Origin of the sequence: Micromonospora sp. WMMA1923 (genome assembly GCF_049179195.1) — a bacterium.
GTDB classification, from domain to species: domain Bacteria; phylum Actinomycetota; class Actinomycetes; order Mycobacteriales; family Micromonosporaceae; genus Micromonospora; species Micromonospora yangpuensis.
This window is the reverse complement of the sequence record NZ_JBMHLZ010000001.1, coordinates 4,557,044-4,571,946: the sequence shown is the minus strand read 5'-3', so window position 1 is coordinate 4,571,946 and position 14,903 is coordinate 4,557,044. Positions and strand designations below refer to the sequence as shown.

Genomic DNA, 14,903 nt, shown 5'->3' with positions numbered 1-14,903 from the left:
CGGGGCACCCCTCTCACACACCGCGCTGCCGCCTCGCTCCCGCGCGGGACGCTCGTTACAGCTGCGGCACGCGTCGGCTACCCGTTCGGGCGGTCTTCACGCCGGTTTGCCCCGATGGGGGGCGGGTAGCCGGCGGAATGCTGGTACAGCGGCTCGGCGCGCCGAGTGACTTCGATCCGCTGCTGGAGCGGGTCCGGGACGCCCGGGTGGTCATGATCGGCGAGGCCACCCACGGCAGCCACGACTACTACCGACTGCGCGAACAGCTCACCCGGCGGTTGATCGCCGAGTGCGGGTTCTCCTTCGTCGCGGTCGAGGGGGACTGGCCGGACTGCGACCGGGTGAACCGGTCGGTGATCGGGGCGCCCGGCGGCGCGGCCGATCCACGTACCGCGTTGGAGCGGTTCGACAGGTGGCCCACCTGGATGTGGGCCAACGCCGAGGTGGCCCGGTTCTGCCGGTGGCTGCGGGCGTGGAACCTGGACCGGCCGGCGTCGGCGCGGGTCGGCTTCCACGGACTCGACGTGTACAGCCTCTGGGAGTCGATGCAGGCGATCTTCGACTACCTCGGCGAGGAGGACCCGACCTCGTTGGAGGCGGCGCAGGAGGCGTACCGCTGCTTCGAGCCGTACGGCAAGCGGATCGAGGAGTACGGGATGGCCAGCCGGTTCGTCTCGGCGCGCTGCGAGGAGGAGGTGATCCGCCTGCTCGCGCGTACCCGGGAACACGCCACATCGGACGGCCCGGACCGCTTCTCGGCCTGGCAGAACGCGGAGGTCGTCGCGGGCGCGGAACGCTACTACCGGACGATGGTCGGCGGCGGGCCGGAGTCGTGGAACGTGCGGGACACCCACATGGCCGACACCCTGGACCGGCTGCTCGACCGGTACGGCGACGGCGCGCGGGGCGTGGTCTGGGCGCACAACACCCATGTCGGCGATGCGCGGGCCACCGACATGGGTACCGACGGAATGGTCAATATCGGTCAGCTGGCCCGGGAGCGGCACGGTGCCGACGCGGTGGCGCTGATCGGCTTCGGCGCGTACCGGGGGGCGGTGATCGCCGCTCCGGGGTGGGGGTCGGCGGCCGAGACGATGCCGGTGCCGCCGGCCCGGCCCGGCTCGGTCGAGCAGCGACTGCACGAACTGTTGCCGGAGCGGGCGGTGCTGGTCTTCGACGGCCCCGACGAGCCGGACTGGGCGACCGGGACCGTCGACCACCGGGCGATCGGGGTGGTGTACGACCCGAGCTTCGAGTCGTGGGGCAACTACGTGCCGACCCGGCTGGCGCAACGGTACGACGGGTTCGTCTGGTGTGACGAGACCACGCCGCTGCACCCGTTGCCCGCCGTGTCGTTTCCCGGAGAGCTGGAGACCTGGCCCTCCGGTGTCTGAGCGCGACGCGGCCTCTCAACTGCCGCGACGGCCCCTCGGCTGTCACGACGTGGCCCCTCAGCTGTCGCGCCGCGCCCCTCGGCTGTTAGGAAGGGCCCCCTGTGCAACAGAAAGCGTTAACAGGGGGCCCTTCCTTTCACCTACTGGGGGTCGAGGCGGGCGCGGAGCTTCTCGCCCTCGATGTCCACGTTGGGCAGGATCCGGTCCAGCCAGCGCGGCAGCCACCAGGCGCGGTCACCGAGCAGCGACAGTACCGCCGGCACGATGGTCATCCGGACCACGAAGGCGTCGATCGCGACCCCGACGGCGAGGGCGAAACCGATCGACTTGATGACCGGGTCGTCGAGGAAGAAGACGAAACCACCGAAGACCGAGATCATGATCAGCGCGGCGGCGGTGACCACCCGGGCGCCGTGCCCCATGCCGTTGACGGTGGCCTGCTGGGCGGTGTCGCCGTGGACGAAGTCCTCCCGCATCCGGGAGACCAGGAAGACCTCGTAGTCCATGGCCAGTCCGAACAGGATGCCGATGAGCAGGATCGGCAGGAAGCTGATCAGCGGCCCGGGGGTGTCCAGGCCGACCAGCCCGGACAGGGTCCCCTCCTGGAACACCGCCACGGTGATCCCGAAGGTGGCCGCCACGGTGAGCAGGAAGCCCAGCGCGGCCTTGACCGGCACCAGGATCGAGCGGAACACCAGCATCAGCAGCAGGATCGACAGTCCGACCACGATCAGCAGGTAGACCGGCATCGCGTCGGCGAGCTTCTCCGAGACGTCGATGCCGATGGCGGTGACCCCGGTCAGCAGTACGTCGACCTGGTCGACGTCGGCCACGGTGGCCCGGATGTCGTGGACCAGGTCCTCGGTGGCCTGGTCGGTCGGCCCGGACTGCGGGATGACCGCCAGCAGCGCGGTGTCGCCGGCCGGGCTGAACTGCGCCGGCGCCACGGCGACCACCCCGGGGGTGCCCTGGATGGCCTGGGTGACCTGCGGGACCGCCGCCTGGACGGCCTGCGGCTGGTCACCGGTGACGACCAGCACGAGCCGGCCGGTGAAGCCGGGGCCGAAGCCCTCCCGGATCAACTCGCTGTTCTCCCGGGCCGCCGATCCGGCGGGCGCGGTGCTGTCGTCCGGCAGGGCCAACCGCATGTCCAACGCCGGTACGGCGAGCAGGCCGAGACCGAGCAGCCCGGCCAGGATCACCGGAATTCGGAACCGGGTGATCCAACCGGCCCAGCGGAAGCCGAAGGTGTTCCGGTTCTCGGGTGCGGCGGGGTGCGTCGAGGCGTCGTCACCGCTGCCCTGGCGCAGCTTGCGGGGCAGCACCCGGGCGCCGGCGAAGCCGAGCAGGGCCGGCTGGAGGGTGATCGCGACCAGCACGGCGACGGTGACCGTACCCGCTGCGGCCAGGCCCATCGCGCTGAGGAACGGGATGCCGACGACGGAGAGACCGGCCAGGGCGATGATCACGGTGGCCCCGGCGAAGACCACCGCCGAGCCGGCGGTGCCGACCGCCCGGCCGACGGCCTCGTCGGGTTCGAGCCCCTGCATGAGGTTCTGTCGGTGCCGGGAGGTGATGAACAGAGAGTAGTCGATGCCCACGGCGAGGCCGAGCATCAGCGCCAGGACCGGGGTGACGTCGGTCATCTCGAAGACGTTGCTCAGGGCGTACAGGCCGGCCATGCCGACCCCGACCCCGATCAGCGCGTTGAGCATGGTCATCCCGGCGGCCACCAGGGAGCCGAAGGTGATCACCAGGACGACGGCGGCCACCAGCACGCCGAGCGCCTCGGAGGAGCCGATCTCCGGTACGCCGGCGAGCACCTCACCGCCGGGGGCGACCTCCCAGCCCTGCTGCTCGGCGGTCGCGCCGACCTCGCCGTACGCCTCCCGCTGCTCCTCGGTGACGCTGTCCGCCCGCTCGGCGAACTGCACCTGGACCAGCGCGTACCGGCCGTCGGGGGAGACCGCCCCGGCCTGCAGCGGGTTCACCGCGCCGACCACGCCGGGCAGTTGGCTGGCCTCCTCGACCAGGCCCTGGACCACGGCCTGCCCCTCCGGGCTGGCCAGGGCCCCTTCGGTCGGGGCCTTCAGGGCGATGGTGCCGGTGGCCCCACTGGCCGCCGGGAACTGCTCGGCGAGGAGGTCGAGCGCGCGCTGCGACTCGGTACCGGGCATCGAGAGGTTGCTCGACATCGGGCCGCGCAGGGTCGCCGCGGCCAGGCCGAGTCCGACGAGTACGACGAGCCAGACGGCGACGACGAGTCGCCGGCGGCGCAACGATGCCCGGCCGAGCCGGTACAACAGGGTCGCCATGGAGATCCTTGTCCTCGGGTTGGGTGTGACGGGTCAGGTGGTCGGTGTGGGTCTTCCGGCCGGTGCGCCGGAGTGGTCGGTCGACGCGGCGACGTGGCCGGCCGGCGCGCCGGGGTGTCCGGTGGATGTGCCGGGCGGGTCGGCCGGTTCGACGGCGCGCCGCGACACGGCCAGCAGGGCGGTGCGCAGCTCGTCGTCGGGTACGTCGACCAACTCGGGGCAGCTGTGCGCGATCCCGGCCAGGAGGACCAGCGCGGCGATCCGGGCGGTGGGTCGGTCGGAGCCGGCGAGTGCCGCGATCAACCGTTCGGTCCCCTGGTGCACGTGGCTGAACTCGGGGTGCAGCAGCAGTTCGGGCAGGTCGGCACCGAGCAGGGCGATCTCCCGCCGGAACCGCACCGCCAGGTCGACGAACCCGTTGACGGCTGCCTCCTGGGCCACGGTGCCGGTCAGCCAGGTGAGCCGGTCGACCATCGCCTGGAAGCCCGCGATCGCGGGCCCCATCAGCTCACCGAGCAGGGCTTCCTTGCTGGCGAAGTGGTAGAGCACGGCGGCCTTCGAGCAGCCCACCTCGCGGGCGATGTCCTGCAACGAGGTGGCCTTGTAGCCGGACACGGCGAACCGCCGCGCCGCCGCGGCGAGGATCTCGTCCCGCGTCTCCGGTACCGCCCGAGCCATGTCGGCCACCTCCCGGGCACCAGAATGCCTGACCGATCGGTCAGAGCCTGACCGATCGGTCAGAATCGTGGCGTGCGCCACAGCGGGTTGTGAACCGTGGGACGGGTGGCGACGGGTGGGACGACGAATCGGGTGCCACCCTCCAGGGTGACACCCGATCGCCGTCGGGGGGTGACCGTCAGAAAACGTCCACCACATGGAGGGTGGGTGAGCCGCCGGCCGGGGGCTCGCTCACCGCGTACAGGGTGTCGCCGTCGGCCGACCAGGCCAGCCCGCGTGGGGCGAGCACGTCGCCGGTCAGGTCGAGGCGTTCGGTGGGGATGACCCCGCCCAGCTCGTAGACGTAGACGTCGTCGCCGGTGGCCCGGACGCCGACGGCGATGTGCAGGTCGTCGGCGGTCGGCGCGACGGCCAGCGGGTGGTAACCGCTGTGGTACGAACCCCGGCCGGAGAGGTCCTCGGTGCTGTATGCGGGGGCGTTGTTGCGCGACCCGGCCCCGGTGAACAGGATCTCGCCCCGCTGGTCGAGGGCGATGTCGTACAGGTTGCTGCCCGGCGCGGTGCCCGAGGTCCGGGTGTCGAGCTCGTGGGCGTCGTCGACGTCGTAGACGTACACGGTGGAGAGGCTGAGGTACGGCTGGCCGGCGACCAGCGGGCCGGCGCAGTCGTCGTGCGCGGTGACCAGGGGCGCGCGCTGGAAGGCCGTCGACCCCTGCCGGTTGAGCGTGACCTGCGGTTCGGCCGGCGGCTCCGGCTCGGGGAACTCGATGCGGCCGATACCGCCGTTCCAGGTGCCCTCGCAGCCGTAGCCGAACCAGAGCACCTCGCCGGTACGGGTCAGGTGGGTCGGACAGGTCTGCGCACCGGTGGGGATGCGATCGATCTCGGTCAGGGAGTGCAGGTCGATGACGGAGACCGCGTCCCCGGCGGCGTTGGCGACGTAGAGCCGGTCCCGGGGTGCGTCCAGGGCCAGGCCGGTCGCGCCGTACTGACCGGTGATCGTCTTGACCACGCCGCCGTAGCGGTTGGTGACGACCACCCCGTTGCCGGTGGGGCCACCGCTGACGAAGACGTGCCCGTGGTCGTCGTCGACCACGTGGTCGCCGTACGCCGGCAGGCCGAGCGGGGTGGCGCTGTCGGCCGTGGCGGGCGTGCCGCCGACGGTGGCCAGGGTGGCCGTGGCCAGCACGGCGACTCCCAGATAGGCGGTGAACATCGACTTCTGCACGACTGTCTCCCCCGTGTGGAATCAGCGGACCTGACCGGGATCTGCTCGGTCGGAGGCAGGCTATACACATTCCCCAGTCGTTCGCAGGGTCGGTGGGGAGAGTGATCGGCTCCCCCGAAAAAAGGACATAAGGCCGCCTCTCCATCCAGATTCGTCATTGCCACCACCCACCGTGTTTGATAGTTTCCCGGCAGCAACCAACGGCAGTGTCAACACCACGGGGGGCCGGGTCTGCTCGGTCCGACGCGCGCTGCAACGCGTGTGTCGACGTGTCTCCAAGATGGGAGACATTTCTTTCCGCCAATCGACATCCTGTGGCCAGGGGTGGCCAGAGGAGATTCCGCGTGCCCATTTTTCACCGGGCGACGTGGCGATTCCGGCTGCGCTGTCAACGCACTTTCGGCGCGCGATCCGTTCCTACCGAGGAGACCCGTACATGATTCCGAGGAGATCCCGGCGGCGGCACCGCCGTACCGTCCTGGCCGCCGCGGCGTTAGGGCTGTTGCTGCTGGCGACCGGGCCGGTCGCGGTGCCGCAGCCCACCCAGGAGCGGCCGGGCGCGGCCGGCGCGGCGACCGACGAAAAAGCCGGCCGGGCGGCCACCGACGGCGGCGCCGGTCAACCGGCCACCGACGGCACCGCCGCCGGTCAGGCCGCTGCCGGCGGGTCGCCGGTGCGGGGCCGGCCGATCGCCGACACCCCGCCGGGGCCGGGCCGGGTGCTGCCCGAGCCGGGGCACCTGCCGGCCGGCGAGGTCCTGCCGGCGGCCAAGCGGGTCCGGGAGAAGGTCGCCGAACGGACCGCCGAACGCAAGGTCTACCAGCTCGCCGACGGCCGGCAGCAGGCCGAGGTGGCCGTCCACCCGGTGCACTACCGGGACGACAAGGGCCGCTGGCAGGACATCGACACCCAGGTCCGGCGCAGCGACCGGGCCGGCTACCCGTACGCCAGCACCGCCAACACCTTCGCCAGCCACTTCGGTGACGACACCCGCCGGCTTGTCGAGTACGACCTCGGTGGCCGGACGGTCACCGTCGGCGCGGCCGGCCCGGCGCGGGCCAGCAAGCCGAAGGTCACCGGCAGCAGCGTCACCCATCCGGACGTCTTCGGCGACGCCGACGTCACCTACGACGTCACCGCCACCTCCCTGAAGGAGAAGATCGTCCTGGACCGGCCGCCGGCCGGCGACGTGTCGTACCGCTTCGACCTGCGGCTGGACGGGGTCCGGGCGAGCGCGAACCCCGACGGGTCGGTCTCCTTCCGCGCCGCCGACGCCGACGGCCGGCCGTTGTTCTACCTGCCCCGGCCGTACATGTACGACAGTCGCCCGGACGCTGCCTCCCCGGTCGGGCAGACCTGGAGCGACCAGGTCACCCAGACCCTGACCGGCACCGGTGACCGGCTGAGCCTGACCATCACCGCCGACAGTGACTGGCTGCGCGCCGCCGACCGGAAGTACCCGGTGGTCATCGACCCGACCATCAAGGTGCAGCCGCAGGTGGGCCAGGCCCAGGACGGCATGATCAACAAGTACGCGCCTAACGAGAACTACGACACCCTGTGGCGGCTCTCCGTCGGCGTCAACGAGGTCACCAGCAGCACCACCGCGACGTTCCGCAGTCTGGTCAAGTTCCCGCTGACCGAGGTGCCGGCCGGTACCCAGCTCGACTCGGCCCAGCTCCGGATGCACTTCGACCAGACCACCAGCAACGACGCCGACCAGTACGCCGTCCCGGTCGACGCGCACCGGGTCACCGCGCCGTGGGCGGAGAACACCGTCACCTGGAACTCGATCAACACCGCGCTCGGCGAGGTGGGCTCGAACACCGAGCAGGTGGACAACGCCGATCCGGGCAAGACCGCCGCCACCGGATCGTGGTCCACGGTGGCCGCCACCTCGGCCCTCGGCGGGGCGTACCGCACCAACAGCGGCGCCACCACCGGGGACACCTTCAGCTGGGTGCCCCGGGTGACCGAGACCGGCGACTACGACGTGCAGGTGCACTACGTCGCCGGGTCGGACCGGGCCACCAACGCCCCCTACACGGTGCACCACGTCGGCGGCACCACCGCCAAGGCGGTCAACCAGACCACCGGCTCCGGCAATGGCACCTGGGTCTCCCTCGGCTCGTACCGGTTCAACGCCGGCACCACGCACAAGGTGGTGCTCGGCGACGTGGCCAACAAGACGGTCGTCGCCGACGGGGTCCGGCTGGTCAAGCGGGCCACCGACACCAAGGGCGTCGACCAGGTCCACACCTGGCACAACTTCAGCGTCCGGTCGATCGTGCAGGGCTGGCTCAACGCCCCGCAGACCAACCACGGCTTCATGCTCAAGGTCCGCGACGAGTCGCAGGTCCGTGGCGGTCCGCGCTACTCCGGCGCGGAGAACGCCTACGGCGGCGAGACCGACAACTTTCCCACCCTGCTGCTGACCTGGGGCCGCCCCGGCGTCACCCTGCAGCTGCCGACCACCATCCGGGCCACCGGCGCGGAGCTGGCCTGGAGCGCCTACGCCGACCCGTCGCCGGGTGCCGACACCCCTGACGACATCGTCGAGTACCAGGTGCACCGCAGCACCGCGCAGAGCTTCGTCCCCTCCGACCGGACCCTGGTAGCGCCGGTCGGCAAGGACCGCACCAGCTACAGCGACACCAGCGGTACGCCCACCCCGGCGAACACGGCAGGCGAGTTCGGCGCGCCCTTCTACTACATGATCGTGGTCAGGACCCGCGACGGTCAGCTGATCCCGTCTCCGACCGAGCAGGTGCAGCTGCCCAAGGCCGGCCACATCGTCCGGGTGCTCCAGGGCAACTCCACCGACACCACGCTGACCAGCAAGGAACCCACCACCGGGCACGACGTGCTCGACGGCGGCGGCCTGATCCAGGTCGGCAACAACGGGGTGAAGTTCGGCACCAGCCGGGCGGTGGTGAAGTGGCCGAGCATGACCGGGCTGCCCACCGGCACCCGGGTGCTCTCGGCCAAGGTCGGCCTCTGGGGCGCGTACTCCGAGGGTGACGGGGGCGCGAAGTTCCAGATGCACGCGCTGACCCGGGACTTCAACGAGACCACCGCCTCGTGGAACTCGGCGGCCACCGGCACCAACTGGACCACCCCGGGTGGCGACTACACGGCCACCCCGACGGCCACTGTCAACTCGATAGGCGTCGACCCGCGCTGGCAGAACTGGGCCGCGACGAACCTGGTGCAGGGCTGGATCGACAACCCGACAAGCAACAAGGGTGTGCTGTTCCGGCTGACCAACGAGAGCACCCCGACCCAGCGGGTGCTGTTCAACTCCGGCGAGGTGCCGGACATCCGGCAGCGTCCCCGGTTGGAGGTGGTCTACACCGCGCCGGCCACCGAGAACACCTACCACGCGCCGACCGTGCCGTCCCGGATGATCCCCGGTGACGAGTACACCTCCCCGGTCACCGTCACCAACTCGCTCGCCGCGGCGCTGCCGAAGGCGGACTGGGTGCTGTCGTACCGGTGGGAGTTGGCCGACGGCACCGACGTGACCACGGCGGAGAACCGGCGGGAGACCCCTTTCCCGACCGACCTCGCCCCCGGCGCGGTGACCACCGTCGACGCGAAGATCATGACGCCGGTCCGCACCGACCAGGGCAACACCCGGCAGGCCTTCGTGCTCAAGTGGGACCTGCGCAACCGGACCACCGGGCAGTGGCTGTCGCAGGTGTGGGGGATCGCCCCGCTGGCCCAGAACGTCACCGTGGAGGATCCCACCTCCGACCAGCTCGGCCTGGAGAAGTTCTACCAGTACACCGGGGAGAACGCCGGCGCCGGCTCGACGGTGATGGTCAACCAGTTCTCCGGCAACGCGGTGTTCAGCTACAACGCGTTCAGCAACCCCAGCCGGGGGGTGTCGACGTTCGTCCGGCTGTCGTACAACAGCCGGGACACCTCGAACTCCTACATCGGGTACGGCTGGTCGCTCTCCACCTCCAGCGTGGCCCGGCTCGGTTCGCCACTTGCCTTCACCGGCGGGACCGCCCGCTGGCCGGCGAAGATCACCCTGACCGACGGTGACGGCACCGGGCAGTTCTACGAGCTGAACAAGCACGGCAGCACCAACGAGGCCGACTGGGACTACGACAGCCCCGCCGGGGTGCACCTCTACCTGCAGCGCCACAGCGACGACGACCCGATGCGCACCTGGGTGCTGACCCGTCCCGACCGCAGCCGGTTCTACTTCGACGTCGACGGCTACCAGACCGCGGTGGTCGACAAGAACGGCAACGAGCTGCGGTTCACCTACGAGCGCAGCGGCGGGACCAACCGCAACACCGGCGTGTTGAAGTACCTCACCGACACCACCGGCCGGCGCACGCTCACCTTCGACTACTTCGCCACCGGCGACAGCCACGACGTCTTCGCCGGCAACGTCAAGCAGACCGGCGTGCCCAACCTGACCAACCGGCAGATCGTCAACCAGCTCCGCTCGATCACCGACATCAACGGCCGGCGGATCACCTTCACCTACGGCACCGACGGCATGCTGCGGCAGCTGGTCGACGGCGCCGGGCACCCGGGCGAGAAGCCGTTCAACTTCTTCTACGACACCACCGCCGGCATCACCAACCAGAAGCTGGTCCGGGTCGACGACCCGCGCGGCGGCGGCACCCGGCTGGCCTACGAGCCGCAGTCCGCCGGTGACCTGCTCCGCTGGCGGGTCAGAACGCTCACCGACCGGGCCGACAAGGCCACCGGCTTCAGCTACACCGACCCCGACGGCAGCACCGGCTCGTTCGTCTCCTCGACCGTCACCGACGCCAACGGGCACTCCTCGGTCTACCTGATCGACGGCTACGGCCGGCCGACGGTGATGACCAACGCCAAGGGCCACCAGACCGAACTGACCTGGGACGCCGACAACAACGTCCGCCGCCTGGAGGAGGACGACGGGGCGGTCACCACCTGGGTGTACGACGAGAAGACCGGCGTACCGCTGGAGACGCGCGACCCGGAGGCCAACCGCAACGGGACCGCCGCGCAGCAGTACGGGTACCGGTTCGGCCTCAACGGGCACACCGCCGAACTGACCAGCAAGACCTCCCCGCAGGGGCGCAGACACGAGTTCGGGTACGACAACTACGGCAACCTGACCTCGGTCACCGACCCCAAGGGCACCTCCACCGCGACGGTCGGCGACTACACCTCGGTCTACACCTACGACACCTGGGGGCAGCAGCTCACCTCGACCGACGCCAACGACAACACCACGAAGTACGAGCAGTACGACCCGGTCGGGTACCCGAAGCGGATCGTCGACGCGCTCAACCTCGCCGAGACCTACGAGTACGACGGGGTCGGCAACGTCGTCTCGATCACCGACGCCGACGACCACGTCTCGACGTACACCTATGACGTCTTCGGTCGGCCGGGCAGCTCGCGGGAGCCGAAGGACGCCGCGAACAACGCGTACATCTTCACCCCCGGCCCCACCTACGACCGCAACGACAACGTCGTACGCGAGGAGGCCGCCAACGGCGCGGTCACCGAGGCCGGGCACGACCCGGTGGACCGGCTGGCCTGGGTCAAGGAGCCGAAGGACGGCTCGACCGCGCCGGAGCGGATCACCACCTACCGCTACGACAACGTCGGCAACCTGCTCAAGGAGACCGAGCCCAAGGGCAACCTGACCACCACTGTCGACGACTTCACCACCAGCTACACCTACGACGAGCTGAACCAGCTCACCGAGGGGCTGGACGCCGCCGGTGGCCGGGTCCAGGCGTACTACGACAACGTCGGCAACCTGCGCCGCATCGACGACCAGCGCAAGACCGCCAGCACCGACCCGAACGACTTCACCCAGAAGTTCGACTACGACCAGAACCGTCGGCCCACCGTGGTCACCGACGCCCTCGGGCACACCACGAAGACCGAGTACGACCGGGACGGCAACCCGACCGTGCAGGTGGACCAGGACGGCAACCGCACGCTGATCAAGTACGACCCACGGTCGATGGTCGAGCAGCAGGACGTCCCGCACAAGCTGGTCGACGGCACCATCACGCACCGCACCACCCGGTACGGCTACGACGAGGTGGGCAACCAGACCCGGGTCGAGTCGCCGCGCGGGGTGGCCACCGACACCGCGAACGACTTCACCAAGGTCACCGTCTACGACGTGCTGAACCGGGTCAAGGAGCAGCGGGAGCCGTACGACCCGAACGACTCACGAACGGCGTACCGCACCGCGGACACGACCATCTACACCTACGACCGGGTCGGCAACACCAAGGAGGTCAGCGCCCCGCCGTCGGAGGGCGAGACCACCCGGGCGGTCACCAGCTACACCTACTGGGACAACGGCTGGAACCGCTCCAGCGAGGACCCGTGGGACATCCGCACCGAGTACGACTACGACGCGGTCGGCAACCAGACCTCGCGCAAGGTGATCGGCGCGAACAACGCCACCCGGCAGATGAACTGGACGTTCTTCCCCGACGGTAAGCAGAAGACCCAGTCCGACGACGGCAAGGGCAGTGGTACCCCGCGCAAGAGCTTCAGCTTCGACTACGACGTCAACGCGAACCTCACCGAGATGCGGGACGCCAGCACCGACGCCAAGATCGACGTCTACGCGATGAGCTACGACGTGGTCAACCGGATGACCAAGGTCGAGGAGAAGCTCAACAGCACGGTCAAGAACACCACCCGCTACGAGTACGAGCCGAACGACAACCTCAAGAAGCGCATCCACGACGAGACGTACTCGACGTACGAGTACGACGCCCGTGACCTGGTCTCGAAGGTCGTCAACGGCAAGAACGACAGCGACCCCGACGCCAAGACGACGACCTGGACCTACACCAAGCGGGCCCAGGTGTCGACCGAGAAGAAGGGCAACGGCAACACCGTCACCTACGACTACTTCCTCGACCAGAAGCTGCGCCACCAGGTCGAGAAGAAGTCCAACGGCACGACCGTGGTCAACGAGCACACCCTGGAGTACGACCCCAACGGCCACCGGTCGAAGGACGTGGCGAAGAAGCAGAACGCCGACAACAAGACGGCCACCCTGGACTCCACCACGACCTACACCTACGACCCGCGGGACCGGATCCGCAAGCAGACGAAGACGGGGCACGGCGCCGGCACCGAGGAGTACGTGCACGACGCCAACAGCAACGTCATCGAGCAGACCATCAAGAACGTCGACACGACGTTCGACTACGACCGCAACCGGTTGAAGAGTTCGGTCACTTCCGGGTTCACCACCACCTACACCTACGACGACTTCGGTCGGCAGTCGCGCACCCTGCTGTCGGGCACCGAGACCGAGAAGTACACCTACGACGGCTTCGACCGGACCGTCGAGCACAAGAAGACCCCGGGCGGGACTACCGAGTACACCTACGACCCGCTGGACCGGCAGCAGACCCGTAAGAAGGATGGCGAGACCACCGACTTCACCTACATCGGTCTGACCGAGCAGGTGCTGGCCGAGGAGGAGGGTGGTCAGCTCCGTAAGACCTACCAGTACGGCCCGGACGGCAAACTGTTGTCGCAGGCGAAGTTCAAGGACGACGGCAGTTTCGAGACGTCGTACCAGGGCTACAACCCGCACACCGACGTCGAGCAGATCAGCGACGAGCAGGGTGACTCGCGGGCCACGTACGGTTACACGGCGTACGGGCAGAACGACGACGAGCAGTTCACCGGGGTGGACAAGCCGGACGCGTCGAACCCGCAGGATCCGGACCGGGAGCCGTACAACGCGTACCGGTTCAACGGTAAGCGGTTCGACCAGTCGACCGGCGACTACGACATGGGGTTCCGCAACTACGACCCGGGTCTGAACCGGTTCCTGACCCAGGACCAGTACAACGGCGCGCTGGCCGACATGGACCTGGCGACCGACCCGTTCACCAACAACCGGTACGCCTTCGGTGGTGGCAACCCGATCACCCAGGTGGAGATCGACGGTCACTTCTCGTTGAGCGATGTGGGTCACGCGGCGTTGGATGTGGCGGGTCTGGTGCCGGGTGTGGGTGAGGTTGCGGACCTGGCGAATGCGGCCTGGTATGCGGCGGAGGGTGACTACGGCAATGCGGCGTTGTCGGCGGCGTCGGCGGTGCCGTTTGCGGGGTACGGGGCGTCGGCGGTGAAGGGTGCGAAGTACGCGGCGAAGGGGGTTGATGCGGCGCAGTCGGCGTCGAAGGGTGCTGATGCGGCTGGTGGTGGTGCGAAGGCGGCGTCGAATGCGGCGCAGGGTGGTGGTAGGGCGGCTCCGTCGCCGGCGAAGGCGTCGTCCGGTGGTGGTGGCGCGACCGGCGGAAAGTCGGCCGGCGGTGGCGGTTCGGCCGGCCCCGCGAAGGCTGGCGGCGGTGGTGGTGCGGCGAAGTCCGCCGGCGGTGGTGGTGGTGGTGGTGCGAAGTCTGCCGGTGGTGGTACGGCGGCGTCGAAGGGTGGTAGTTGCCGGACGAACAGTTTCGTGCCGGGTACCACGGTGTTGATGGCCGACGGTAGTTACCGGGCGATCGAGGACGTCGAGGTCGGTGACGAGGTTGTTGCCACGGATCCGGAGTTGGGTGTCACCGAGGCGCGTCCGGTGGTGGATCTGATCGTCGGTGACGGCGAGAAGCAGCTGGTCGAGGTCACTGTCGACACCGATGGGGATGCGGGGTCGGCGACGGGTGCGGTGATCGCGACGGGTGGTCACCCGTTCTGGGTCGACGACCGGGGTCGCTTCGTTGACGCCGAGGACCTGCGGGCTGGTGACGATGTCCGGACCGCGGCGGGTGACCTGGTCGAGGTCGTCTCGACCAGGCAGTGGACCGAGACCCGCCGGGTCCACAACCTCACCATCGACGGCATCCACACCTACTATGTGGCAGCAGGCGACGCACCGGTCCTCGTACACAACTGCAATGAGACCTTTTATCGAGCGATGAGCGAGAAGGAGTTCAAGCAACTCGGAGACAACGGCGAGATAACTGTCAGGGGAACAGAAAACTTTGTTACCCAGTCGCGCTCATATCTGGGAGGCCTGCGGGATCGATTCTCGCGGCGCGGTGGTCGTAACGCGGAGAAGTATTCCGTATTGGTTCAGTATGACATGCAGCCGGGCACTCGCGATGCGCTTATCGGGGCGGGGAAGCTTCCAGGAAATATTGGTCAAGATGTTCGATCTGTGCATCTAAAAATGGAACGAGGGTTCGAAACTTTTGGGCTGAGGCCAGGTTCTGTCAATGTGTTCAACTCTAGGATTGTTGGTTTCAGGAGAATGGGCGATTGGTGATGCTTCCAAAGAAT

General features: G+C 69.1%; 4 protein-coding genes and 1 pseudogene. 2 read left to right on the top strand and 3 right to left on the bottom strand.

The genetic code is table 11. The features are described 5' to 3' along the window. Positions 1-137: 137 nt before the first annotated feature. A complete protein-coding gene (locus tag ACN28G_RS20635) occupies positions 138-1,394 on the top strand; it encodes an erythromycin esterase family protein (protein ID WP_421480154.1) in 1,257 nt (418 codons plus the stop codon). Positions 1,395-1,534: 140 nt separating this feature from the next. Here ACN28G_RS20635 and ACN28G_RS20630 read toward each other — a convergent pair whose 3' ends face one another. The 3 genes and pseudogenes from ACN28G_RS20630 to ACN28G_RS20620 form a co-directional block, all read right to left on the bottom strand. Further along, on the bottom strand, positions 1,535-3,709 hold the full coding sequence (locus ACN28G_RS20630; RefSeq protein WP_421480153.1) for an MMPL family transporter: 2,175 nt from the start codon (positions 3,707-3,709) through the stop codon (positions 1,535-1,537). Between the two features lie 147 nt (positions 3,710-3,856). After that, a pseudogene (locus tag ACN28G_RS20625) lies at positions 3,857-4,387 on the bottom strand (TetR/AcrR family transcriptional regulator); the annotation flags it as partial. Between the two features lie 178 nt (positions 4,388-4,565). After that, positions 4,566-5,615: a YncE family protein gene (locus ACN28G_RS20620; RefSeq protein ID WP_421480152.1), complete on the bottom strand. Its 1,050-nt coding sequence runs from the start codon at positions 5,613-5,615 to the stop codon at positions 4,566-4,568. A 436-nt stretch (positions 5,616-6,051) separates the two neighbouring features. On the opposite strand from ACN28G_RS20620, the gene ACN28G_RS20615 reads away from it, so the two are divergent. After that, positions 6,052-14,889, top strand: a complete 8,838-nt coding sequence (locus ACN28G_RS20615) for a DNRLRE domain-containing protein (RefSeq protein WP_421480151.1) — start codon at positions 6,052-6,054, stop codon at positions 14,887-14,889. Positions 14,890-14,903 lie beyond the last annotated feature (14 nt).